This is a genomic window from Acinetobacter legionensis, assembly GCF_057165765.1.
On the sequence record NZ_CM169896.1, the window covers coordinates 1,741,258 to 1,766,724 of the forward strand.

A 25,467-nucleotide genomic window follows, 5' to 3' on the forward strand; every position below is an offset into this window, starting at 1 on the left:
GTTTAAGCTGTATCATCCGTTAATTTCCAACTGAAATGTTGGATTTTTTAAATGTTGAATAAGAATTAATTTTTCAAAGGTCCAGTATGAATACTCGCCATTTTAGTCAACTTCCTAAGCCATATTTAGCTTATCCAAAAGTGATTCAGGGTTTAATTTTTAAAAAGCCAAAAGGTGAAAAAGTTCTACCGCAAGTTGAATATGTGGTTGATTCATTCAAAATTGATCCAAATCATTTAAAAGCATATAACGAAGTGTGTGGCTTTAAAAATAATGGGTATATTCCCGCGATTTATTTAGCTGTTTTATCGCAAAGTTTACAAATGCATATGATGACCTCTGAAGCATTTCCTTTTGCAATCTTAGGCTTGGTGCATATTCGCAATCAAATTAAGCAAACACGTAAAATTGGGGTCAATGAACAGCTGACTTTATCTTGTCAATTTGGTGAGCTAAAGCCCCATGATAAAGGGGTTCAGTTCGACTTCATCACAACAGCCAAAGTTGGCGGTGACGTGGTCATGCAAGGATTAACCACCTATCTAGCACGTCAAAAAACCGATGGTTCAGTTACAGAAAAACCAAAAGATAAAAAAGAACCAAATTATCAAGTTCAGGCGGTTTGGGAAGTTTCTGAAAATACTGGTCGTCGTTATGCTATGACATCAGGTGACTTTAACTTGATTCATATCCATGCATTAACTGCAAAAGCATTTGGTTTTAAACAAGCGATTGCTCATGGGATGTGGAGCAAGGCGCGCGTTCTCGCTGGGCTTAAATTACCAGAAGCTTATGAAGCCGATGTATTGTTTAAATTGCCGATGTATTTACCTTCAACAGTAGAATTTTTAACTGTACAAGATGGTACAACAACTGACTTTTTGATTCGTAATCAAAAATCACAAAAACCTCATGTTTCTGGTGTGGTTAACGCTTTATAAGATAAAATATAAAGCCTGAGTCGAGATGATTCAGGCTTTTTTAATTAAAAAAGTTATGATTAAAAAAATAGGATAGGGCAATGAGCAGTTTAACGGACATTATTTTTGCGAGTACGAAAAATTATCAGGGCTATGTGGATGAGCGTTTTCAAGATCTCGCTATTCAATTTAGTCGTTTGCAGGATGGTCGTAGCGAAAATGGTGGTGCTGCTTTAACTGTTTATTTTCAAAATGAAAAAGTTGTCGATATATATACGGGTAAAAAATCAAAAACTGAGCAATGGAATGAGCGAACCTTGTCGGTTTGTTATTCCACAGGGAAAGGTGTACTGGCCACACTCGCACATATTTTAGTGAGTGAAGGTTTCTTAGACTACGATACGCCTATAGTCAATTTTTGGCCTGAATTTGCTCAAAATGGTAAAGAGAATATGACACTGCGTCATATTTTAAGTCATCAAAGTGGCTTATACGATATTCGAAATATTATTGCTGGTGCCCTTGAAATGGCAGATTGGCAGCATATGCTCAAGGTAATGGAGCAGGCCACACCTCGTTTTGCTGTAGGAACTGATATTGCATATCAGGCATTAACATTTGGCTGGTTGGTGGGTGGTGTTTTAGAGAAAGCAACGCATCAATCTTTAACACAGTTAATGCAGAAGTATTTGGTTGAACCCCTACAACTTGATGGTGCCTATTTTGGTGTGCCTGAATCTGAGTTAAATCGTGTGGCGCGTTTAATTCAAAAAGCAGTGCCAGTACAAAAAACAGAAACAAAATCCAGTAAGAGCAAAGCTAAGAAGCATCATAAAACGTCATTTTCAGATAAATTGGTTGAATTAACCGGACAAAATCCGCAAGATTTTTTAGATGCTATGGTACCGAAAGGGATGCGTGATTTTAGTTTCTTTAGTGACCAAGGGCTTCAAGCAATTATTCCAGCGGCCAATGGTGTATTTAGCGCCAATAGTCTTGCAAAAGTTTATGCCATGATGGCAAATAAAGGGGTTTGGGAAGGAAAAGTTTTAATTAGCCCTGAAATATTTACAGAGTTAAGTCAGATCCAATCGATTAAACGAGATCGCGTGATGCCAATTCCTATGAAATGGCGTTTAGGCTACCATCGTGTGATTAGTATGGGTAAACGTGCTAAGCAAGGCTTTGGACATATTGGATATAATGGCTCTGGGGCGTGGTGTGATCCGCAACGAGGGCTTAGTTTTGCCTATACTCATAATTTTGCCATTGGTTCAATCACAGGCGATTATCGTCTTTGGGGACTGACCCAAGAAACATTACGTTGCGCTGATGGTTTACTTAAGGGAAGTAAAGGCTGGTTTTAAATATTAAGATCAAAGCGATTGAAATTTCATAGAAGGTTAGATGGCTGAGTCTTATAGTGCAAAAGAATTAAAAATAAGGACTTTATACAGCGGCATGTAGATCCATCTATATTTTCTTAGGCAAGTAACTCCATTTTTAAGATGGTTTCAACATGATGTTTAAACGAGTGTTGGTCTAAACCTTTTAAGCCAAGTTGATAGATTCCTTCTAAACCACAAACAAAAGCAATCAGTCGCCATGCAATGTCTTGACTGCTGCTGACTGTAGCAATTTTAAATTCTTGTTGGGCGAGCCCATGTTCAATTGCAGTAACCAACGAAGCATGCCACTGTTCCATGGTAATATTATAAGCTTTTTTAATTTCTGGATCTTGGTCGATTAAAATTTCAGCCTCATTCCAGAGTCGTAAGTAGGGTTGAGTTTGTTCAATATTTTCAAAGCCCAGCGATAGAGATAAACGTTCAAAGCTACTGTCGGTTTTAATTTGATCTTCTACTTTATTGAGTTGATCCATCAACTCAATAAAAACCTCTGCCTTTAAATGCGAACTTGATTGAAAGTGATGATGTACTTGCCCTGTTGAAACTTGTGCTTCTGCGGCAATACGGCGCACAGTTAATCCATTCAATCCATCTTGTAATGCAACACGCTTTGCTGCATCCAAAATCATAGTACGACGTTGTTCTCGGTTTAAATAATTCATCACTTTTAATACAACAAAATTTACAAAACAAATATTAAACAAAGTTGGACGTTTGTTCAAGTCTGCTTATAATGATGAAACTTGAACAAGCGTCCAACTTTAATTAGGTGTGTTATGTACCGCAATTGGGTGATTTTGGCAATCATCGTTTTAATTTATTTACCGGTTTCAATTGATGCAACGGTTTTGCATGTTGCCATCCCAACATTGAGTGCTGCTTTATCACTATCCAGTAATGAAATGCTCTGGGTGATTGATATTTATTCACTGATCATGGCAGGCTTGATTTTGCCCATGGGGGCATTGGGGGATCGTATTGGCTTTAAACGTCTGATGCTGATTGGTGCTGGTATTTTTGGTGTGGCTTCTCTCATGGCTGCTTTTGCGAGTTCAGCCTATATGTTGATTGCGGCAAGAGCATTTCTTGGTGTAGGTGCTGCCATGATTTTACCTGCAACCTTGGCAGGTGTTCGCAATACCTTTTTAGATGAAAAACAACGTAATTATGCTTTAGGTATTTGGGGAACTGTCGGTGGTGGTGGAGCCGCTTTTGGTCCACTGTTGGGTGGTTTTATTCTGGAACATTTTTCATGGGGAACCGTGTTCCTGATTAACGTGCCAATTATTATTTTGGTCTTGGTATTGACGACATGGCTGGTGCCAAAGCAAGTAGTACAAACCAAACAACCTTTAAATCTATTACAAGCGCTCATTTTGGTCACTGCAATCTTAATGCTGATTTATTCAATTAAGACCTCTATCTATGCGTTTAGCCTAGGGATGATTTTGATTTTTGTGCTTGGATTGGGATTGTTGGTGGGATTTATCCGCCATCAATTAAAAACAACCCAACCGATGATCGATTTTAGTCTGTTTAAGAATCCTGTGATCTCAACCAGTATTGTGATGGCAATGGTGGCTATGATAGCTTTAGTAGGTTTTGAGCTACTCCTTTCACAAGAATTACAGTTTGTGTATGGATATAGTCCATTGGAAGCAGGTCTGTTTATTTTGCCCTTTATGATCGCTATTAGTATTGGAGGACCTTTTACCAGTATTTTAATGAATCATTATGGTTTACGACCTGTTGCAACTATTGGGATGCTGATGTGTGCCTTATGTTTCTTTGGCTTGGCCATGACCAATTTTGATATCGATTATATTCAAGCTTGGGTTTGGATGGTGTTGATGGGAATCAGTGTTGAAATCGCGTTATTATCTTCCACGGCAGCTATTATGTCTGCTGTACCTCCACAAAAAGCAACGGCTGCTGGTGCAATTGAAGGCATGGCGTATGAGTTAGGTGCAGGTCTTGGGATTGCGATTTTTGGACTGTTGCTGTCTATATTTTATGCGCATTCAATTGTCTTGCCTGAGCATTTACCGCTGAATATCGCAGCTCAAGCAAGTTCTTCTATTGGTGAGGCATTATTGTTGACCAAGCAGTTAGAACCTGCATTGATGCAAGAGGTAAAACAAGCAGCTTTTGAAGCGTTTATTTATTCACATAGTAAAGTCTTGGGCATTTCGGGTCTGATGTTTCTGGTTTTATCTGTATTTGTTTGGCGTGCTTTACCTGCAAAGAAACAGATTACTGTCTAGAATATTGCGCATGATTTAAATTATGCGCTTGTTTTTATATTTATAGTCAAGCAACTAATTGTTTATACAAGTGATTTTTATGTAGCCATTGATCTGAAATGAAGCTTTTATTTTGGTATGAACTTTTAGAAACTATTTATTGCTTATCAATTCATTTTTGAAACTTTTGAATTATAGATGGTTGTCCTACCGTGGGGCGACAGGGATGTCGCCGTTAGGCGGGGGTATATGAGCAAAAATAAAGCACTGCTTTGTTTGTAGCGCAAGAGTGAGGCATAGCCTTCGCAAAGCTATTTAAACCTTGAATGTAAGGTGTGGCATTGCAGGCTTTTTTATAATCAAAAATTTTTTCCATATAATTGATTTAATTAAAAATATTGATTAAGAGAAATTCTATTCTTGTATCTGAGTTTTTGACAGGTTGACTATAGGTTTTACGGTGTAATATAAAAGTTTGGAGAAGCGATTGAAAAACTATAGCAGCCCAAAATGTGATTTGTTTAACACTGCCACGTCAGTGTTTTTTAAAGTAAAATTAGCTATTGTGTGTTTTTAAATCTATTTAAGCGATAGATAAACTTTATATTGTAGAGCACAGTGTCAAATTAGAAGAAATTGATCGAATTATCTCTAATAAAAAATAACTCTACAGTTCTTCATTCACTAATCAGTAAAAAAACAGTATCCTTAGACCTGTAACTAGGAGCTTCCATGTATCAGGTACTTGCACGTAAATATCGCCCACGTAACTTTAATGAATTGGTCGGACAGAATCACGTTTCACGTGCACTGACCAGTGCGTTAGATCGTGGACGTTTACACCATGCCTATTTATTTACTGGAACACGTGGGGTGGGGAAAACCACGATTGCTCGAATTTTAGCGAAATGTTTAAATTGTGAAACAGGGGTAACCTCTACACCTTGTGAAGTTTGCGCAACTTGTAAGGCGGTAAATGAAGGGCGCTTTATTGACCTGATTGAAATCGATGCTGCTTCACGGACAAAAGTTGAAGACACACGTGAGTTGCTCGACAATGTACCTTATGCACCGACCCAAGGTCGATTTAAGGTATATTTGATCGATGAGGTACATATGCTGTCGACGCATTCCTTTAATGCGTTATTGAAAACATTAGAAGAACCGCCTGAACATGTAAAATTTTTATTTGCGACCACAGATCCACAAAAATTACCAATTACGGTGATTTCACGTTGCTTGCAATTTACTTTACGTCCATTGGCTGTAGATGAAATTACCCATCACCTTACAGACATTTTAAATAAAGAAGAAATTGCATCAGAGCAAGATGCGATTTGGCAAATTGCTGAATCTGCCCAAGGTTCGTTACGTGATGCATTGTCTTTAACTGACCAAGCAATTGCTTATGGTCAAGGCGCAATTCATCATCAAGATGTCAAAGAAATGCTAGGTTTGATTGATAGAACCATCATTTATGATTTGATCTTGGCAATTCATCAAAATCAAAATGCACGGGTTAGTCAGTTATTACTACAATTTAGGCAACAGGCTTTAGATGTTTCACTGGTTTTAGATCAGTTTATTTCAACTTTGCATGAGTTGGCGATGTTGCAATATTTGCCTGATTTAAGTCTAAAATACAGTGCTGAAATTAATCAAAAAATTATGCAGTTATCAAAAATTGTCTCTGCACAAGATTTACAGCTTTATTATCAAATTGCCTGTAAAGGTCGAGCGGAGCTACAACTTGCAGTAACACAAGAGCAAGGCTTTGAAATGACAGTATTGCGTTTACTGGCATTTAGACCGATGCAAATCAATGAAATTGTAGTCTCTCAAGCTGAACAACCACAAAACAATCAAAATATCGCTCAAGTTGCTGTGTCACAGCAACCGCATCAAGCATCTGTTCAAGCCGGGATTATTCAAGAAGCGCAAATTCAGCAAGCACAGATTCAACAAGAACCAGCTCATCAACAGCAGGCTCAGCAAGCACCTGTTGAAAAAAATAATGAACAACAAAATGCTGCTTTGAATGTAATTCCGCAACCAGAAAGTTACGCGCCATTAACAGAAGTACAGCAACCGCAGGTTGAGATCAATTCGCAGCGTGTAGTGAATGATTTAGATCCAGCTTTTGACGAAATAGAAGAGCTGCAAACTCAACAGCAAAGCGTTGATCATGAACCCAGTAGTGATGACTACTTGGATGACTTTGCTGAGGAAGTACAACAAAGCGCTGTAGTTGAATCAACTGTTCATAATAATCAAAATATTGAAGCGCAGTCGCCAACTGTTCAAGAGAAAATTGCAGTAGAAAATGCTGAACCAAGTTTAACTTTATTTGGTGCTGATTTGAGTCAACCGAAAAATTCTACGTCTCAGTCTAGTTTAAATAAAGATGTATTTTTTTTAGCACCTGAGAATCAGGATCAAAATGTTGAAATTGATTTAGTTGAGCCTATTCATTCTCAAACAGATACTCCAGCTCAAGTTTCTAATATTATCCCTGAAATAGAACCAGGATCTTCTGGTGAGCAACAAACGCCGCAACAGATACTTGCCTTAAAATTACAGGTCTTAGAAGGTGAGTGGACAGTTGAGAAATGGGAATATTGGTTTAGAAACAGCTCACTTTCTCCTGCTGTTCAAGAACTCGCACAGCATGGATTAATGACTGGGGATGTGAATGGTCAATCTATTTTTCAAATTTCGCAAAAATATGAAAAAATACTGAATCAAGCACAACATGATCTTGAGGCAAAATTAAAACAGCAGTGGCCGAATACTTTATTTACAGTGCAATACGGTGAAGTTGAGTCGACCACACCCTATATGATGCAAAACGAGCGTAAGCTTCGAGCTTATGATCGTGCGAATGAAATGCTTGAAAAAGAACCTTTGGTCAAAAGTTTAATTGAAGCATTGGATGGGAAGTTGGAAAATATTCAGCTCAAAGCTTAGGGGCTGTAGACATTTCATAAATGGCTTGCGTTGTAGACTAAAATTGAGCATGAGACGTATACGCCGTAAAACATGAATGAGAATAGCGAGACTATTTTCGAGTTTCGTAACACAGGCTGAGATAATTTTAGCCACAACCCTTCGGGACTTGTGTGTTTTTTGCCGCTACGTTGTTACCTTGCGAAACGATGTTTCTCATCATTTAGAATGACTAAATTTCGTATTTCGTGCCTAGTATCGCCTAAAAACACACGTAGTCGCAAACGTAGACGAATTGTCAACAGACCCTAATTTTAAAAAACATTTAGATTAAATATCATTTTAAATAAGCTCAATTTCACTGGAATTGGGCATGTTTTTATTTGCCGAAATTTAAGGAATATTCACAATTCCTTTCTGCCTGTGCCAAGATAAATCATTTTAAAATCTCATCAGGTTCTCAATTTATATAAGAATTTTAATTCAAATTATGATGATCAATCTGGCATTTATAGACGTTGTTATGCTGAAAATCACTTGTTTTAAATATTTTTATGGTTATAATTGCGGCAACTTTAATTAGCGGAGACCCTAAGTGGCAAATTGTTCATCGAGGCGCTGTAGTTTACATACAGCCATTATTCGTATCTGAGCAAGACAGCACTGCCTTTAGGAAAGCTGTCTTGCAATGAGACAGTTATAATCTGACTTTAAACTACATCCCCATTTTGACGTGAAATAGCTCAATTTTGACTTTAATTAGTTCAATTTTGGCTTGTTTTTGTGCGCACTTAGATTCATGCCGCCTCAGCAATGAGGATTACGGATGGTAATCAATCAACTTTGTATGATAGAAACAGTACTGATTACAGGCTGCTTTTTATTATTTATTATTCATAAATCAGCATATGCCGATCCTGTATTAATTACAGATGATGCAAGTGTTGCTGATCTATATACCTGTCATTTTGAAAGTAATATAAACTTTTATAAACATCAGGAGGTTAACTCCAGTTTTTCTCCAATATGCGGTATTGCCAAAAATTTGGAATTAAGCTTTCAATTGGATGATCATCTTCAAAATAAGAATCGTCATGATGTGATATCAGCTCAATTCAAACGGAATTTGAAAGCGGTGGAATCGAATAGTTGGGGCGCGGCTGTATCCCTAACAATAAGCCGAAATATGTATGGTGATAACCACTCCAGTTGGAAAGTGAATCTGCCCGTAACGTATTTATTACTGGATGATCGTTTATTTTTAAATGGCAATATCTCCTATGAACATCAGGGTAATACTCAGTATGTTTTAGCTGCAATTTCAAGCAATTATTGGATCACTGCTAAAACCTCTCTCAGTGCAGAAATCTTTAATCAAGATCATCAGTCTGTATTTTTTCAAACCGCATTTGGTTATGAGTTGATTCAAGATTTTGTTAGGGTCCAAGTGGCTTATGCAGATCGATTTGACCACCATCATGATCGCTGGTTTGGGCTGGGAGCTGAGTTGCTCACTAATTTTAAGCTCATAAAAAAATCATCTAATTCAATTCCTGTTCAATAGGAAGAAATCTTTATTGCCAAAAAAGGAGAACACTATGCTTCATAATCTATGGCAACGTTTATTTTCTAATTTCATCAAAAAATATCATATTCAACATTTATTTGAACGTCATCGTTCATTTAAAGAATTACATCAAGCAAGTTATGCCAGTGAAATTAGTAAAAAAATTTCACAAAGTTTGATCAATGCTTCCTATGTACTTTCAGACCAATTGCTCAATCATTTAAATACAACAGAGCATGGTCTGTCAGCAAAACAGGTTGAACAACGACAAGAACAATTTGGATTAAATGAGCTTGCGCATGAAAAACCACTGCCGTGGTGGAAGCATCTTTGGTATGCCTATCGCAATCCATTTAATATTTTACTTACAATTTTGGCTCTGGTGGCTTTCTTTACTGATGATATAGAAGGCACAATCATTATTACATCCATGGTTGTACTTTCTACTGTGTTGCGCTATTGGCAAGAGTTTAAGTCAAATAAAGCGGCCGCTGCATTAAAAGCCATGGTGAGTAATACAGCTACCGTGATTCGTCAAGTAGATTGGGATGATCCAGATTTTGAAACCATGCAAAATGACTTAGATCAAGGATCTCAACAGATTGAACTTACCATCCAAGATTTGGTCCCTGGCGACATTATTTTATTGTCTGCTGGTGATATGATCCCAGCAGATTGTCGAATTATCTTTGCAAAAGATCTCTTTGTTTCGCAAGCGTCGATGACGGGTGAATCTATTCCTGTAGAAAAGTTTGCTGATCAAAAAGATCACACTCTGCAAAATGCATTGGAACTGGAAAATATTGTTTTTATGGGAACTAATATTGTGTCGGGTTCTGCAAAAGCGGTGGTGGTAAATACTGGCACACAAACCTATTTTGGGGCATTGGCACACCGAGTATCACATGCAGATCGTGCAACGACCTCATTTCAAATGGGCGTAAATAAAGTCAGTTGGTTATTGATTCGATTTATGTTGATCATGGCGCCAATTGTATTATTTATCAATGGGTTTACCAAAGGTGATTGGAGTGAAGCATTGCTGTTTGCTTTATCTGTTGCTGTGGGTTTAACACCTGAAATGTTACCGATGATCGTGACCTCAACATTGGCCAAAGGTGCAGTATTCTTATCTCGTAAAAAAGTTATCGTTAAACGTTTAGATGCGATTCAAAATTTCGGTGCAATGGATGTTTTATGTACAGATAAAACAGGTACATTGACTGAGGATAAAATTTGTTTATCACAACATTTCGATGTAAATGGCAAGTCATCACAACGTGTACTGGTACAGGCGTACTTAAATAGCTATTACCAAAGAGGGCTGAAAAATTTACTGGATGCTGCAATCTTGGACCATGCTGCACAAGACTTGCAAGATCTAAATTTTAAATTTAAGAAGCTGGATGAAGTACCATTTGATTTTGTGCGTCGACGTATGTCAGTAGTGGTCCGCACCTTACAAGGGAATGCACGCATTATCACTAAAGGTGCGGCAGAGGAAATGTTGAAAGTCTGTTCGCATGTAGAGATAAACGACAAGATTGAGCTATTAACGCCAGAGTATCTTGAAGCTATTCAAGAAAAAATACGCCAATTTAATCTTGAAGGTCTACGTGTTATTGCCATCGCATATCGAGATTTTAATGATAGATCAGATCACTTTTCTGTCGCAGATGAAAATAATTTGATTTTAACTGGATATCTTACTTTCTTGGATCCTCCTAAAAAATCTGCTGCACCTGCTCTAGCTCAATTGGCAGCCCATGGCGTCAATGTCAAAGTGCTTACAGGTGATAATGAGTTTGTTACTCAAAAAGTCTGCGAAGAACTTGGGTTGGATTGTGAACATGTACTTTTAGGTGGGCATGTTGAGAATATGACTGACGAAGAACTAAAATTTGCAGTTGAATATACTCAAGTATTTGCCAAATTAAGCCCAGTTCACAAAGAACGTATTGTGATGCAGCTGAAAGAGAATGGACATGTGGTTGGATTCTTAGGAGATGGTATCAATGACGCGGCGGCTATACGCAGTGCTGATATTGGAATTTCGGTGGATACAGCAGTGGATATTGCCAAAGAGTCAGCAGATTTAATTTTACTTGAAAAAAGTTTAATGGTGCTTGAAGAAGGCGTGCTAGAGGGACGACGTACATTTGCCAATATGTTGAAATATATCAAAATGACGGCAAGTTCAAATTTTGGTAATGTTTTTTCGGTATTAGTAGCGAGTGCTTTTATTCCGTTTTTACCGATGCTACCAATTCATTTGCTTATACAGAACTTACTTTATGATGTATCACAAATCGCCATTCCATTTGACAATGTTGATGATGAGTTGATCGAGAAACCGCAAAGCTGGAAACCAAATGAAATTGGGCGTTTCATGATTTTCTTTGGACCGCTTAGTTCGATTTTTGATATTTTGACTTTTGCACTCATGTGGTTTGTATTTCATGCAAATTCGCCAGAACAGCAAACCTTGTTTCAATCAGGCTGGTTTGTGGTCGGGCTACTGACACAAACGTTAATTGTACATATGATTCGTACGGAAAAAATACCCTTTATTCAAAGTCGTGCAGCGATGCCTTTGCTGGTCATGACCTTGGTCATTGTGGCTGTTGGTATTTTCTTACCAATGGGGCCTTTTGCTGAGTATTTAAAACTACAAGCTTTACCATTAAGTTATTTCTTATTTTTACCATTAATCTTGCTTGGTTACATACTGGTTGTCCAACTGATGAAAAAAATTTACATCCGTCGTTACGGTTGGTAATGGAGAACGCCAATGCAACTCCAATTCATGCAACATCTAGAATTAGCGAATATGTTAGATTCTTTGATTAGTTTACTTGGCGCTTTTATTTTAGGAGGATTGATCGGGTTTGAGCGACAGTATAGACAACGTACTGCAGGTTTAAGAACCAATGTGTTGGTTGCACTTGGCGCTGCTATATTTGTTGATATTGCCAATAACTTAACAGGTGCTGATGGCTCGGTACGTGTGATTGCTTATGTGGTTTCTGGCATTGGATTTCTTGGCGCAGGGGTAATTATGCGTCAAGAAGGGAATATTCAAGGACTTAACACTGCTGCAACCTTATGGTGTTCTGCTGCCGTCGGTGCTGCGGCAGGCTGTGACCGTTTGGTGGAAGCAATATTGGCGACGATATTTATTTTGGCAGCCAATACTTTATTGCGTCCTATTGGGCACATTATCGACCGTAAGCCTTTAAATGTTGATTCGGAAATGCAACATGAAATTTATGTGGTTTGTCAAAAAGAGCACAGTAAATATGTTATGGATGAGCTGAATAAAGCTTTAAAGCGTTATCATTTTCCAGCCAAAGATTTTGATGTAGAACCTTTTGGTGAGCAAGATGTGGAAATTAAAGCGATTTTGATTGCGAATTCCGTTGAGGAAAAAGAAATTCAGCCCATTATTGAAATGTTAAATCAAATGCCAGAAGTGAGTCAGGCTTTTTGGGATCAAAATACGCTCGCTTGAAATGATAGTTTATTTTGAGGATGTTGGGGATGAGTTTTTTAAGAATTAATTTTGTCTTAAATGATATAAAGTGAACTCGACTTATCTTTAACTGATTGAGAACAATGATCTTGACAGTGTCTTATTGAGCTTTCATTCAATTTCAGGGTCAGCCTGCGGCATGCCCTACTTTTTTTCGGAGGGAGGAGCTAAGCTTCGCATGGACAAGCATCTTGCAAAGTCTTGCTCCTCACCGCAAAAATCGTCGACAACCAGCTACACATTCAATAAATCGTAGAAAGAAGACTTTATGAATGAAGTCCTGCCTCAGACTATTACGGATGACGTTTCTGAGTAGCATATTTAATCAAGAACCTATATTGAACTCAGATTATATAGTTTTGCAAAGAATCTCGCATTTTTTGTGGAATCGGGGTGCTTTTTTTTGTTTCACGTTCTACAAAAACATGGATAAAGTGACCTTGTGCTGAAGCATCATTTTTACCTTGTTTGAAAATTGCCAGATCATAACTAAGTGATGTATTTCCAATTTTTGTAATCGCTACACCAACTTCAATAATTTCAGGGTAGGTGAGTTCTTCTAGAAAATGGCAAGAAGAATTTACCACCAAACCAATGATGGGTGAATGATGTATGTCAAAGTCTGCTTTGTGGATCAATAGCGCATTTGCAGCAGTATCAAAATAGCTATAATAGGTCACATTATTGACATGTCCATAAATATCATTGTCCGCCCAACGTGTTTGGATGGGTAAGATAAAGGGATATTGGCTGCGTAATTTTATTTCTGGTTTCATTTTGATTGATTCATTTCTATAGATTAAATATTTAGAATATTTTCGCTGTCAATCACGAAGTCAATTCTTTATATGGTTTTATAAACAAGTAACTTTATAGATGAATTTTGCATTTTTTTACAAGTGTTTTGGTTAAAACATTCACGATCAAGTTTGGGCAATAAAAAAGCTCATTAAGTATAACTTAATGAGCTTTTCAAATTTACAACTGATTCAGTTCAAATTGATTAGAAACGATAACCAAGACCTAAATAAGTCACGATTGGTTTAATTTCAATGCTGCTTTGGCCTGAAATTAAAGTTGTTGGTCCGCCTAACGTTGTACCATTTACATTTAATTTTGCTTTTGTTGTCAGATGCGCATATGAAACAGAAGCAGTTGCATACCAATTTTTATTGATATTGAAATCTGCACCTAGAATTGCAACAGGAGCAAACGCATCATCAACTTTAACTTTACCTAGTTCAGGTCTAAACGCGCCGATAGGTGAAGCTTTTAATGCATCATTGATTGCTGGATCAGTCTCAACATTTGAGAAATGAGCATACATCAAGCCAGCACCCACATAAGGGCGGATCTTGTTATTGATTGAACCAAAGTGATAACGAGCTGAAAGCGTTGGTGTATAAGCATCTGTTGTTGCAGCTTTATCAAATTTATTCAAATCAACTACAGTTAGGCCATGAACTTTAATGCTACCTTGACCAGCAAGTTCCATTTCAGGAGGAGCACCTAAAGTTAATTCAAGTGAAACGTTATCATTGACAAAATAATCAAGCATCAAGCCTGCAGTATCTGCATTTTGTACTTCAAAACCTGCATCAGGGTTATTAGCTTGTATATTTGCCAGAGGTCCTAAGAAAGGACTATTACCAGTTTTACCATTGACGCCTTGTCCTTTACTTTGAGGCATAACATGCAACCAACCAGCAGAAACACCAAAAGTCTTACCATCTGAAGTTGCTGCGTGAGTAACGTTGCTTAATCCAAATGCTGCTAATGGCAGAATCGCTAATGTAAGTTTTTTCATAAAATGATTTTCCAATACTATCAGTTGTCTTAATTTTCCGATTAAGATCCGGCGCGATTTTAGAGTAATTATTTTAAAAATTAAATAAAAATTAAATAAAAACTCATTACTAGGCAGTCATAAAAATAGTCATCTAATAGAGTATTTTTTTGAAAATTAATGAATTTTAAATTTTTTCATTAAAAAAACTTTAAGTTTAATTGATTAAAAAATATAACAAACATTATAAGTCACGTTGATTTTTCACATATTAAGAATAACCAACTTCAACTTTAAAGTAGTTTTTGCGTGGTTACATTTTGAGTTGAAATGTAGTCAAATTGATGAGATATACCCTATGTGCATACTATGGTTTATGTTTGTATAAGTTATATAGAAGATATTTGAAAATAAAACACGAAGATGAAATATACTAACTTATCTCAATGTTTTATTTAGAAATTTATTTAATGTATGACTTCGTAAATGAATACTGATAACTTTTAATAAATCGTTTGATAAATTTTTAACGCATCTAAGTGGCTTAGCGGTCTTGGATTATTTTGTAAAAGACGTGTCTGAAGCATTGCATCGGATGCCAATCTGTCGAGTTGGTGTTCTTGTACATTTAAATCTCGTAACTTCAAAGCCAACCCACTGTGATCCAAATGTCTCTGCATATGATCAATAAATAAATCACACAAGCCGTCTGTGCTACCTTTACTATATGGATCAATCCATTGCATTAATTCTGCGTAATGTATTTTTGCTTCAGGCGCATTGAATTTTAAAATTTCCAATAAAACTAAAGCATTGGTATGTCCATGTGATAAATGAAAATGACCGCCCAACGGATAAGCTAAAGCGTGAACAGCACCTACTGGAGCATTGGCAAAAGCTTGTCCTGCAAGCATAGAGCCAAGTAACATATTCTGACGAGCTTCTAAATTTGTACCATCAGTTAATACTAATTTTAAATTTTTATTTAAAAGTTTAAGTGCTTGTTTAGCAAGCATGTCTGCATAAAAATTCTTTTTAATTTTAGAAGTATAGGCTTCAATTGCATGCACCATAGCATCGATACCTGTTGCTGCTGTGATATGTGCAGGTAAGCCTGAGGTAAAGGTTGCATCTAAAATTGCGACATCTGCATATAAAATTGGAGAAACAATTCCAGTTTTGGTTGTTTCACCTGTCGTGACAATAGAAATGGGCGTTACTTCAGAGCCTGTGCCTGCTGTGGTTGGAATAAGAATTAAAGGAAGGCGAGGGCCTTTGACATTATTAACCCCATAGATTTCCTGAATACTTTGTGATTGCTTTGGATTTGCCAATATCGCAATGAGTTTGGCAACATCCATAGAGCTACCACCACCGAAGCCAATAACCACATCTACTTGATTGTCTTTGGCGAATTTAACTGCCGATAAAACAATTTGCTCTGCTGGATCTGCCTGTACATCGGCATAAATTTCATAGGTTAAATTGCATTGCGCTAAAATTTTTAATAGCGGCAAATGCAATGCGTGTTGAATCATGCCTGCATCTGTCACAATTAATGCTTTGTGGTATTGATTGCCTAATACTGTACTGAGTTCTTGGATTGATCCTAAACCTGAAATAATATTGGCTACAGTTTGGAATTGAAAATGACTCATATGTATTATCCTTAATCTATCATCACAAATTAAACATTATTGTTTTAAGGTTCTATAGGATTCGCCTGCTAAATAACTTAACATAAGACTTTATAAAAGAAATGATCATTTGAGGTTGTTATGTCATCCAAAATGCCATACAAAGTTTTATGTGTGTGCTTAGGAAATATTTGTCGCTCACCCACAGCAGAGGTGGTTTTACGACACTATTGTGATGAAAAACGATTAAATGTAATTGTGGATTCAGCTGGAACGAGCAATTATCATCCAAATAAATCACCCGATAGTCGTAGTCAAAAACATGCAATAAAAAGAGGCTATGATCTTTCTAGGTTACGTGCTAGACAATTAAAAATACAAGACTTTTTAGAGTTTGATTTGATTCTTGCCATGGATCATGAAAATCTTGCGGATATACAGCATTTGTATAACCAAGCCAGTAGCCAATTTGGTCTTGCTCAAATTAAAGCTAAAATTGCTTTAATGAGTGAGCACGATTGTATTTATCCACAACAGGCGCTTCCAGATCCTTATTATGGTGAAGCTGATGGATTTGAACGTGTACTTGATCAGTGTGAATCAAGTAGTTCGGCTTGGGTACATGTGTTTCAACAACAGTTTTAATGCACGTGATTGAAATATTTTTAGGAAATAAATTTAAGTTATGAATATTGAATCACAGGTTCAACTCAAACCTTTCAATACATTGAGTTTGAGCTCGATTGCATCACATTATGTCAAAATACAATCTATTGTAGATCTTCAGCAAGCATTACAGTTTTCTAAAGCACATGATTTAAACGTTTTACTGCTTTCAGGGGGCAGCAATATAATGTTGCCTGAACATATCCATGCGCTTGTTGTTGCTATAGATATACAAGGTGTTGAATTTTTAAGCGAAGATGCAAGAAGCAAAACAATCAAGGTGGGTGCTGGGAAAGTTTGGCATGATTTTGTGTTGTGGACGACCACACAACAGCTTTATGGTTTACAAAACCTGGCTTTAATTCCTGGTTTAGTCGGCGCATCGCCTGTGCAAAATATTGGCGCGTATGGTGTGGAAGTCGGTGAATTTATTCAATCTGTGGAAGTCTATGATCGTCTATCAGCACAAACTCTTTCAATTCAAGCACGAGATTGCCAGTTTTCTTATCGACACAGTATTTTTAAAGATAATCCAGATCGTTATGTCATTACCCATGTAATTTTTAAATTACTTAAACATGCTGATTTAAAAGTAAATTATGGAGATTTAAAAAATGCGATGATGGGAGATATGAGTGCTGAAAACTTACAAAAGCAAGTGATTCAGATTCGTCAAAGTAAGCTCCCGAACCCGAATGAATACCCAAACGTGGGAAGTTTCTTTAAAAATCCAATTATTAAGCAACAAGAGTTTTCACAATTAATTGCAAAATTCCCTAATATTCCACATTATCCTCAAACAGGGAATCAAGTTAAAATTGCAGCGGGTTGGTTGATTGATCAATCAGGCTGGAAAGGTAAACAGCTTAATCAGGTAGGAATGTTTCATAAACAAGCTTTGGTATTGGTGAATTATGCCGATGCAACACTGAAAGATGTACGCGCAACGTATCAGGCAGTACAAAAAGATGTTTTTGAGAAGTTTGGTGTGCACTTAGAACCTGAACCTGTGCTTTATGATGAATTAGGGTTAATCGAAAACCATTAGATTGAGTAAATATATGGTCAAACCGCATTGGATGGTCAGATTTCTACGAATAATTGCCATATTATTTGTATTGTTCGGCTGTTTGGTCGTTTTTTGGTATACGCCATTTTATTCGACAATGATGGTTAAAATCCTAAATAGTATTGTTCCCGTTGAAGTGAATCGGGTGGCAGCAAAGAGCCAACAAAATGCTGCGCTTTCGGAGGCTGAAAACTTAGAACCTGGTTCTGATTTATGGATTGCTCGACAAGCCTATCTTAAGCTGATGGATGAAGCGATTAAGAGTAAAAATGCACAGGATTTAATCTTACTTCAGTTACGATATAAAGCCTTACAAGAAAAAATTGCTAAAGAGCAAAAAAATGAAGAACTACAACAAAATAAACCCGTAATTCCTTTAGTTTCTGAACGTGCTGCATCAGATGTTGTTGAAAATCAGTCGAGTGATGTTGTTAAAAACTTATTGGATTTAAATAGTGAAGACAATAAAGCACTAATGGATGAATATTTAACATTCTTAAAAAAACATAAAATTGATGAAAAATTACTTCAAGAAAACTCACACACATTGGCAAATGAATTGTCCAGTTCGCAGGTACAAGAAGATCTTGAGAGTTTGCCAACCAAAACCAATGAACAACCGAAGCCCATCAGTCAGCCTTATGCAATTGTAGTCTTGGGTGGTGGTTTAACTTTAGATAAAAATCAAAAAGATATTATTGTTAATGACTATACTAGGCTAAGACTTGAGACAACCTTGGCCTTAGAAGAAAAAAATAAGCTTCCTATTGTACTCAGCGGTGTAGAAGCGCCCTATATGCAAAAATGGTTGTCTGACCGTGGTGTTCAAGCAAAATTATTAGAAAATAGGAGTATGAACACATGTGAAAATACACGTTTCAGCTCATTACTTTTACAAAAGAAAGGTGGTGCACCCACAGTATTATTAATTACCGATCGTTATCATATGCCTAGAACACGTCGGTTATTTGCATTAAATGGTATAGAAACAATTCCTGTCAATGCACCTATGCCAACTCAATTAACAGCATGGCAGCCTAGCAAACAAAATTATGATCATAGTCGTAGAGCCAATTATGAAACTTTAGCAACAATCCGAGATATGTTGTTTGGTTCGAGTGGCTGTAGAGAGGTGCCTTAATGGCAGATATTCCATTTTTAAATCCAACAATTCTAAAGCAACTCGATTTACCTATACCAAGTCGAGATACAACACCACAACTATTAGAAGCCTTAAACTTAAATCGTGAATATATTCCAAATAAAGAAATAAAATCCTATCAACGTCTTTATGGTTTTGATCAACTGGACTGTTTGCAATGGCAAGGTTTTATTGATATGCCATTGTTTAAATTACATGTGCAAGTATTCAAACCTAATATAGATAAAATAAAGGGTTCTGTGTGTTTATTGCACGGTTATTTAGAACATAGTGGTATTTATCAGCCGATTGTGAAAGAAATACTTGAACAAGGGTTTAGTGTGATTACTTATGATTTGCCTGGGCATGGGCTAAGTAATGGTTCTCCTGCAAATATTCAAAATTTTGATCATTACCAACAAGTGTTACATGCGGTCTATCAATATGTAAAAAATGCAGAGCAGCTTCCGAAGCCATGGTTGGGAGTGGGGCAAAGTACAGGTGGTGCAATTTGGATGCATCATTTACTTGAGTATGCACAAAAACGTGAGAATCCCATTGTGGATCGGGTATTACTGCTTTCACCATTAGTACGACCGGCAAAAACAGCGTGGTGGCATAATTCTATTGGTTTAGGAATTATTCGAAGAATTAAAAGAGAAGTCCCTCGTCATTTTAAAAGAAATAATCATAATCCTGAGTTTTTAAGATTTGTACGCCTTAAAGATCCTTTACAGCCCAGAATGATGGGAATGGATTGGATTTTGGCAATGTCTAAGTGGATGTTAGAAATGGAAGCTTTTCCAAAGTGCCGCATTCCAGTTTGGTTGGCCCAAGGCGCACAAGACCAAACTGTAGACTGGAAATATAATATTGATTTTGTACGTCGACAATTTAGATTACAGACCCTATTGATTCTTGAAGAAGGATCGCATCAATTGATTAATGAGCGGGCAGATATACGTGCAGCATTAACGGGATTAATTCCTGCGTTTCTACATGCACAATCTTCTGGTGACTATTTTGAATGATCGATTTAGCTTATTTTTAAGCTGAATTTCTCAAATTGCTTAAAAAATGAGTGAATTATGCGGTTTTTTGAGTATTTAGATTAAAAAATAATCACACAATGCATTTTGTTGAAAATAGGGCTTGCGCTGGTTTAAAATCTGTATAGAATACGCAGCATCCCGACGCGATACAGCAAACGAACTTAGCTTAGAGGGTTAAGTTGTTAAATGTTTATTGCGTCTTATTTATCACTGACGAAGTGATAAATTAATCATTAAGAGAATATGAAGAACAACTTGTGTGGATTTTTACTGATTGATTGATCGAAATATTATCATTGATTGATTGGTTTAAATTACTCGAAGTTTATTTGAGAGAATTTGTCAGTACATTGATGAGCCAGAATTGTGACCTTAAGTCACTAATGATTTTTAACTGAAGAGTTTGATCATGGCTCAGATTGAACGCTGGCGGCAGGCTTAACACATGCAAGTCGAGCGGGGGAGATTGCTTCGGTAATTGACCTAGCGGCGGACGGGTGAGTAATACTTAGGAATCTGCCTATTAATGGGGGACAACATCTCGAAAGGGATGCTAATACCGCATACGCCCTACGGGGGAAAGCAGGGGATCACTTGTGACCTTGCGTTAATAGATGAGCCTAAGTCGGATTAGCTAGTTGGTGGGGTAAAGGCCTACCAAGGCGACGATCTGTAGCGGGTCTGAGAGGATGATCCGCCACACTGGGACTGAGACACGGCCCAGACTCCTACGGGAGGCAGCAGTGGGGAATATTGGACAATGGGGGGAACCCTGATCCAGCCATGCCGCGTGTGTGAAGAAGGCCTTATGGTTGTAAAGCACTTTAAGCGAGGAGGAGGCTCTTCTAGTTAATACCTAGGATGAGTGGACGTTACTCGCAGAATAAGCACCGGCTAACTCTGTGCCAGCAGCCGCGGTAATACAGAGGGTGCGAGCGTTAATCGGATTTACTGGGCGTAAAGCGTGCGTAGGCGGCTTTTTAAGTCGGATGTGAAATCCCCGAGCTTAACTTGGGAATTGCATTCGATACTGGGAAGCTAGAGTATGGGAGAGGATGGTAGAATTCCAGGTGTAGCGGTGAAATGCGTAGAGATCTGGAGGAATACCGATGGCGAAGGCAGCCATCTGGCCTAATACTGACGCTGAGGTACGAAAGCATGGGGAGCAAACAGGATTAGATACCCTGGTAGTCCATGCCGTAAACGATGTCTACTAGCCGTTGGGGCCTTTGAGGCTTTAGTGGCGCAGCTAACGCGATAAGTAGACCGCCTGGGGAGTACGGTCGCAAGACTAAAACTCAAATGAATTGACGGGGGCCCGCACAAGCGGTGGAGCATGTGGTTTAATTCGATGCAACGCGAAGAACCTTACCTGGTCTTGACATAGTAAGAACTTTCCAGAGATGGATTGGTGCCTTCGGGAACTTACATACAGGTGCTGCATGGCTGTCGTCAGCTCGTGTCGTGAGATGTTGGGTTAAGTCCCGCAACGAGCGCAACCCTTTTCCTTATTTGCCAGCACTTCGGGTGGGAACTTTAAGGATACTGCCAGTGACAAACTGGAGGAAGGCGGGGACGACGTCAAGTCATCATGGCCCTTACGACCAGGGCTACACACGTGCTACAATGGTCGGTACAAAGGGTTGCTACCTAGCGATAGGATGCTAATCTCAAAAAGCCGATCGTAGTCCGGATTGGAGTCTGCAACTCGACTCCATGAAGTCGGAATCGCTAGTAATCGCGGATCAGAATGCCGCGGTGAATACGTTCCCGGGCCTTGTACACACCGCCCGTCACACCATGGGAGTTTGTTGCACCAGAAGTAGGTAGTCTAACCGTAAGGAGGACGCTTACCACGGTGTGGCCGATGACTGGGGTGAAGTCGTAACAAGGTAGCCGTAGGGGAACCTGCGGCTGGATCACCTCCTTAACGAAAGATTGACGATTGGTAAGAATCCACAACAAGTTGTTCTTCATTGATGTATCTGAGGGTCTGTAGCTCAGTTGGTTAGAGCACACGCTTGATAAGCGTGGGGTCACAAGTTCAAGTCTTGTCAGACCCACCAAGTCTACTGAACACAGAAGAGCAGATATATTAAGATCTTAAGCTGGGGACTTAGCTTAGTTGGTAGAGCGCCTGCTTTGCACGCAGGAGGTCAACGGTTCGACTCCGTTAGTCTCCACCACTAATTACAGACTAAGTGATTACAGAACTTAGTAAGCCGATAGCTTATTAAGTTCTGTGATTTATCACAGTTAACTACTCGCTGACGAGGCGGTAGTGAATCATTAACAGAATATATTTGAGTTGAAATAATTGTTTAACTCGTTTTAGTTGATGTTAGCAAGCAATTGTTAATATTGAATGAAATGAGAACTAGCGATAAAACTGAATCAAGCGTTTTGGTATATGAATTAAATTGAAGCTGTATAGTGATTAAATTCACAGGCAACAAATAGAAGTGGTTGAATCCATATTGTTGATCCTCCTTGTAGGGATTAGCGACTGTTTGGGGTTGTATAGTCAAGTAATTAAGTGCATGTGGTGGATGCCTTGGCAGTCAGAGGCGATGAAAGACGTAATAGCCTGCGATAAGCTTCGGGGAGGCGGCAAATATCCTGTGATCCGGAGATTTCTGAATGGGGAAACCCACTTACCATAAGGTAGGTATCGCATGATGAATACATAGTCATGCGAGGCGAACGAGGGGAAGTGAAACATCTCAGTACCCTTAGGAAAAGAAATCAATTGAGATTCCCTCAGTAGCGGCGAGCGAACGGGGATCAGCCCATTAAGTTATATGTGTTTTAGCGGAAAGCTCTGGGAAGTGCTACCGTAGAGGGTGATAGTCCCGTACACGAAAGGGCACATATAATGATGACGAGTAGGGCGAGGCACGTGAAACCTTGTCTGAATATGGGGGGACCATCCTCCAAGGCTAAATACTCCTGACTGACCGATAGTGAACCAGTACCGTGAGGGAAAGGCGAAAAGAACCCCTGTGAGGGGAGTGAAATAGATCCTGAAACCGCATGCATACAAGCAGTGGGAGCCGACTTGTTCGGTGACTGCGTACCTTTTGTATAATGGGTCAGCGACTTATATTCAGTAGCAAGGTTAACCGTATAGGGGAGCCGTAGAGAAATCGAGTCTTAATAGGGCGTTTAGTTGCTGGGTATAGACCCGAAACCGGGTGATCTATCCATGAGCAGGTTGAAGGTTGGGTAACACTAACTGGAGGACCGAACCCACTGTCGTTGAAAAGCCAGGGGATGACTTGTGGATAGGGGTGAAAGGCTAATCAAACTCGGTGATAGCTGGTTCTCCCCGAAAGCTATTTAGGTAGCGCCTCGGACGAATACCATAGGGGGTAGAGCACTGTTTCGGCTAGGGGGTCATCCCGACTTACCAAACCGATGCAAACTCCGAATACCTATGAGTACTATCCGGGAGACAGACTGCGGGTGCTAACGTCCGTAGTCAAGAGGAAAACAATCCAGACCGCCAGCTAAGGCCCCAAAATTATAGTTAAGTGGGAAACGATGTGGGAAGGCATAGACAGCTAGGAGGTTGGCTTAGAAGCAGCCACCCTTTAAAGAAAGCGTAATAGCTCACTAGTCGAGTCGGCCTGCGCGGAAGATGTAACGGGGCTAAAACTATATGCCGAAGCTGCGGATGTATACTTAGTATACGTGGTAGGGGAGCGTTCTGTAAGCCGATGAAGGTGTATTGAGAAGTATGCTGGAGGTATCAGAAGTGCGAATGCTGACGTGAGTAACGACAATGCGAGTGAAAAACTCGCACGCTGAAAGACCAAGGGTTCCAGTCCAACGTTAATCGGGGCTGGGTGAGTCGACCCCTAAGGCGAGGCCGAGAGGCGTAGTCGATGGGAAATTGGTTAATATTCCAATACTTCTGTGTAATGCGATGAGAGGACGGAGAAAGTTAAGTCAGCCTGGCGTTGGTTGTCCAGGTGAAAGGCAGTAGGCATGCATCTTAGGCAAATCCGGGGTGCTCTATGCTGAGAGCTGATAGCAAGCTAGTTTACTAGCGAAGTGGCTGATACTATGCTTCCAGGAAAAGTCTCTAAGCTTCAGTTACACAGGAATCGTACCCGAAACCGACACAGGTGGTCAGGTCGAGTAGACCAAAGCGCTTGAGAGAACTCTGCTGAAGGAACTAGGCAAAATGGTACCGTAACTTCGGGAGAAGGTACGCTGCTGACGGTGATAGGACTTGCTCCTTGAGCTATTGGCAGCCACAGAAACCAGGCCCCTGCAACTGTTTATTAAAAACATAGCACTCTGCAAACACGAAAGTGGACGTATAGGGTGTGATGCCTGCCCGGTGCTGGAAGGTTAATTGATGGGGTTAGCGTAAGCGAAGCTCTTGATCGAAGCCCCAGTAAACGGCGGCCGTAACTATAACGGTCCTAAGGTAGCGAAATTCCTTGTCGGGTAAGTTCCGACCTGCACGAATGGCATAATGATGGGGGCGCTGTCTCCAGCAGAGACTCAGTGAAATCGAATTCGCCGTGAAGATGCGGTGTACCCGCGGCTAGACGGAAAGACCCCGTGAACCTTTACTGCAGCTTGACATTGAACTTTGATCTTACTTGTGTAGGATAGGTGGGAGGCTTTGAAGTAGTGACGCCAGTTGCTATGGAGCCATCCTTGAAATACCACCCTGGTAATATTGAGGTTCTAACTCTGTCCCGTTATCCGGGACGAGGACCATGTCTGGTGGGTAGTTTGACTGGGGCGGTCTCCTCCTAAAGAGTAACGGAGGAGTACGAAGGTGCGCTCAGCGTGGTCGGAAATCACGCGTAGAGTATAAAGGCAAAAGCGCGCTTAACTGCGAGACCCACAAGTCGAGCAGGTACGAAAGTAGGTCTTAGTGATCCGGTGGTTCTGTATGGAAGGGCCATCGCTCAACGGATAAAAGGTACTCTGGGGATAACAGGCTGATACCGCCCAAGAGTTCATATCGACGGCGGTGTTTGGCACCTCGATGTCGGCTCATCTCATCCTGGGGCTGAAGCAGGTCCCAAGGGTATGGCTGTTCGCCATTTAAAGAGGTACGCGAGCTGGGTTTAGAACGTCGTGAGACAGTTCGGTCCCTATCTACCGTGGGCGTTGGAAATTTGAGAGGATCTGCTCCTAGTACGAGAGGACCAGAGTGGACGAACCTCTGGTGTACCGGTTGTGACGCCAGTCGCATCGCCGGGTAGCTATGTTCGGAAGGGATAACCGCTGAAAGCATCTAAGCGGGAAGCCTACCTCAAGATAAGATTTCCCTAGGACTTTATGTCCTCTAAAGAGCCGTTGAAGACTACGACGTTGATAGGTTGGATGTGGAAGTGCGGTGACGCATGAAGCTGACCAATACTAATTGCTCGTGAGGCTTGACTATACAACACCCAAGCAGTTGTATACGAACTTCGAAAGAAGTAAGCATCATTTGATTCATAAAAGATCAAACATACTTGATTTAGTTGT

The 25,467-nt window shown here is 39.4% G+C and carries 15 protein-coding genes, 2 tRNA genes and 2 rRNA genes; 15 read left to right on the forward strand and 4 right to left on the reverse strand.

Translation table 11 applies throughout. The features are described 5' to 3' along the window. The first annotated feature begins 86 nt into the window (after window positions 1-86). Both AC2G3J_RS07935 and AC2G3J_RS07940 read left to right on the forward strand, forming a co-directional pair. Window positions 87-941, forward strand: a complete 855-nt coding sequence (locus AC2G3J_RS07935; RefSeq protein WP_336954195.1) for a MaoC family dehydratase — start codon at window positions 87-89, stop codon at window positions 939-941. Between the two features lie 80 nt (window positions 942-1,021). Then, window positions 1,022-2,287, forward strand: coding sequence for a serine hydrolase domain-containing protein (locus AC2G3J_RS07940; RefSeq protein WP_483770918.1), 1,266 nt, complete (start codon window positions 1,022-1,024; stop codon window positions 2,285-2,287). Between the two features lie 116 nt (window positions 2,288-2,403). Here the strand turns inward: AC2G3J_RS07940 and AC2G3J_RS07945 are convergent, their stop codons facing one another. Further along, a complete protein-coding gene (locus AC2G3J_RS07945; RefSeq protein ID WP_483770919.1) occupies window positions 2,404-2,991 on the reverse strand; it encodes a TetR family transcriptional regulator in 588 nt (195 codons plus the stop codon). Window positions 2,992-3,105: 114 nt separating this feature from the next. On the opposite strand from AC2G3J_RS07945, the gene AC2G3J_RS07950 reads away from it, so the two are divergent. The 5 genes from AC2G3J_RS07950 to AC2G3J_RS07970 all read left to right on the forward strand — a co-directional run bounded on the left by AC2G3J_RS07950 (window position 3,106) and on the right by AC2G3J_RS07970 (window position 12,596). Next, window positions 3,106-4,593, forward strand: a complete 1,488-nt coding sequence (locus tag AC2G3J_RS07950; RefSeq protein ID WP_483770920.1) for an MFS transporter — start codon at window positions 3,106-3,108, stop codon at window positions 4,591-4,593. Window positions 4,594-5,304: 711 nt separating this feature from the next. Next, window positions 5,305-7,539 (forward strand): DNA polymerase III subunit gamma/tau, encoded by a 2,235-nt coding sequence (gene dnaX, locus AC2G3J_RS07955; protein ID WP_483770921.1) that lies wholly within the window; start codon window positions 5,305-5,307, stop codon window positions 7,537-7,539. 805 nt (window positions 7,540-8,344) lie between these two features. Beyond that, window positions 8,345-9,082: a PA4824 family protein gene (locus AC2G3J_RS07960; RefSeq protein WP_336954189.1), complete on the forward strand. Its 738-nt coding sequence runs from the start codon at window positions 8,345-8,347 to the stop codon at window positions 9,080-9,082. Between the two features lie 34 nt (window positions 9,083-9,116). Continuing rightward, window positions 9,117-11,864 carry a magnesium-translocating P-type ATPase gene (gene mgtA / locus AC2G3J_RS07965; RefSeq protein WP_483770922.1) on the forward strand — a complete coding sequence of 916 codons (2,748 nt, stop codon included), beginning with the start codon at window positions 9,117-9,119 and terminating at the stop codon, window positions 11,862-11,864. Window positions 11,865-11,876: 12 nt separating this feature from the next. Then, window positions 11,877-12,596 (forward strand): MgtC/SapB family protein, encoded by a 720-nt coding sequence (locus AC2G3J_RS07970; RefSeq protein WP_336954187.1) that lies wholly within the window; start codon window positions 11,877-11,879, stop codon window positions 12,594-12,596. 365 nt (window positions 12,597-12,961) lie between these two features. On the opposite strand, the gene AC2G3J_RS07975 is transcribed toward AC2G3J_RS07970, so the two are convergent. From AC2G3J_RS07975 to AC2G3J_RS07985, 3 genes are all read right to left on the reverse strand, one after another. Next, window positions 12,962-13,393 carry an acyl-CoA thioesterase gene (locus AC2G3J_RS07975; protein WP_336954186.1) on the reverse strand — a complete coding sequence of 144 codons (432 nt, stop codon included), beginning with the start codon at window positions 13,391-13,393 and terminating at the stop codon, window positions 12,962-12,964. Between the two features lie 227 nt (window positions 13,394-13,620). Next, on the reverse strand, window positions 13,621-14,424 hold the full coding sequence (locus AC2G3J_RS07980) for an OmpW/AlkL family protein (protein ID WP_336954185.1): 804 nt from the start codon (window positions 14,422-14,424) through the stop codon (window positions 13,621-13,623). 482 nt (window positions 14,425-14,906) lie between these two features. Then, window positions 14,907-16,061, reverse strand: coding sequence for an iron-containing alcohol dehydrogenase (locus tag AC2G3J_RS07985; protein ID WP_419327816.1), 1,155 nt, complete (start codon window positions 16,059-16,061; stop codon window positions 14,907-14,909). A gap of 120 nt (window positions 16,062-16,181) precedes the next feature. On the opposite strand from AC2G3J_RS07985, the gene AC2G3J_RS07990 reads away from it, so the two are divergent. The 8 genes from AC2G3J_RS07990 (at window position 16,182) to AC2G3J_RS08025 (ending at window position 25,381) form a co-directional block, all read left to right on the forward strand. Continuing rightward, the gene (locus tag AC2G3J_RS07990; protein ID WP_483770923.1) at window positions 16,182-16,685 is read left to right on the forward strand and encodes a low molecular weight protein-tyrosine-phosphatase; all 504 of its coding nucleotides are present in this window, start codon (window positions 16,182-16,184) and stop codon (window positions 16,683-16,685) included. A 40-nt stretch (window positions 16,686-16,725) separates the two neighbouring features. Continuing rightward, on the forward strand, window positions 16,726-17,754 hold the full coding sequence (gene murB, locus AC2G3J_RS07995) for a UDP-N-acetylmuramate dehydrogenase (RefSeq protein ID WP_336954181.1): 1,029 nt from the start codon (window positions 16,726-16,728) through the stop codon (window positions 17,752-17,754). Between the two features lie 13 nt (window positions 17,755-17,767). Further along, window positions 17,768-18,916, forward strand: coding sequence for a YdcF family protein (locus AC2G3J_RS08000; protein ID WP_483770924.1), 1,149 nt, complete (start codon window positions 17,768-17,770; stop codon window positions 18,914-18,916). Then, the gene (locus AC2G3J_RS08005) at window positions 18,916-19,947 is read left to right on the forward strand and encodes an alpha/beta hydrolase (RefSeq protein ID WP_419359653.1); all 1,032 of its coding nucleotides are present in this window, start codon (window positions 18,916-18,918) and stop codon (window positions 19,945-19,947) included. The genes AC2G3J_RS08000 and AC2G3J_RS08005 overlap by 1 nt, the downstream gene beginning before the upstream one ends. 412 nt (window positions 19,948-20,359) lie before the next feature. Then, window positions 20,360-21,898 (forward strand): 16S ribosomal RNA (locus AC2G3J_RS08010). Between the two features lie 59 nt (window positions 21,899-21,957). After that, window positions 21,958-22,034 (forward strand) — tRNA-Ile (locus tag AC2G3J_RS08015). A gap of 44 nt (window positions 22,035-22,078) precedes the next feature. After that, window positions 22,079-22,154 (forward strand) — tRNA-Ala (locus tag AC2G3J_RS08020). 336 nt (window positions 22,155-22,490) lie between these two features. Further along, window positions 22,491-25,381: ribosomal RNA gene (locus tag AC2G3J_RS08025) — 23S ribosomal RNA — on the forward strand. The 16S and 23S rRNA genes sit together here with 2 tRNA genes alongside, the layout of an rRNA operon. Window positions 25,382-25,467 lie beyond the last annotated feature (86 nt).

Coding starts and splice junctions, on each gene's coding strand:
- AC2G3J_RS08005 (WP_419359653.1), top strand. CDS start 18,916: ATGGCAGATATTCCATTTTTAAATCCAACAATTCTAAAGCAACTCGAT.
- murB (WP_336954181.1), top strand. CDS start 16,726: ATGAATATTGAATCACAGGTTCAACTCAAACCTTTCAATACATTGAGT.
- AC2G3J_RS07970 (WP_336954187.1), top strand. CDS start 11,877: ATGCAACTCCAATTCATGCAACATCTAGAATTAGCGAATATGTTAGAT.
- AC2G3J_RS07990 (WP_483770923.1), top strand. CDS start 16,182: ATGTCATCCAAAATGCCATACAAAGTTTTATGTGTGTGCTTAGGAAAT.
- mgtA (WP_483770922.1), top strand. CDS start 9,117: ATGCTTCATAATCTATGGCAACGTTTATTTTCTAATTTCATCAAAAAA.
- AC2G3J_RS07980 (WP_336954185.1), bottom strand. CDS start 14,424: ATGAAAAAACTTACATTAGCGATTCTGCCATTAGCAGCATTTGGATTA.
- AC2G3J_RS07945 (WP_483770919.1), bottom strand. CDS start 2,991: ATGAATTATTTAAACCGAGAACAACGTCGTACTATGATTTTGGATGCA.
- AC2G3J_RS08000 (WP_483770924.1), top strand. CDS start 17,768: ATGGTCAAACCGCATTGGATGGTCAGATTTCTACGAATAATTGCCATA.
- AC2G3J_RS07950 (WP_483770920.1), top strand. CDS start 3,106: ATGTACCGCAATTGGGTGATTTTGGCAATCATCGTTTTAATTTATTTA.
- AC2G3J_RS07960 (WP_336954189.1), top strand. CDS start 8,345: ATGGTAATCAATCAACTTTGTATGATAGAAACAGTACTGATTACAGGC.
- AC2G3J_RS07935 (WP_336954195.1), top strand. CDS start 87: ATGAATACTCGCCATTTTAGTCAACTTCCTAAGCCATATTTAGCTTAT.
- AC2G3J_RS07985 (WP_419327816.1), bottom strand. CDS start 16,061: ATGAGTCATTTTCAATTCCAAACTGTAGCCAATATTATTTCAGGTTTA.
- dnaX (WP_483770921.1), top strand. CDS start 5,305: ATGTATCAGGTACTTGCACGTAAATATCGCCCACGTAACTTTAATGAA.
- AC2G3J_RS07975 (WP_336954186.1), bottom strand. CDS start 13,393: ATGAAACCAGAAATAAAATTACGCAGCCAATATCCCTTTATCTTACCC.
- AC2G3J_RS07940 (WP_483770918.1), top strand. CDS start 1,022: ATGAGCAGTTTAACGGACATTATTTTTGCGAGTACGAAAAATTATCAG.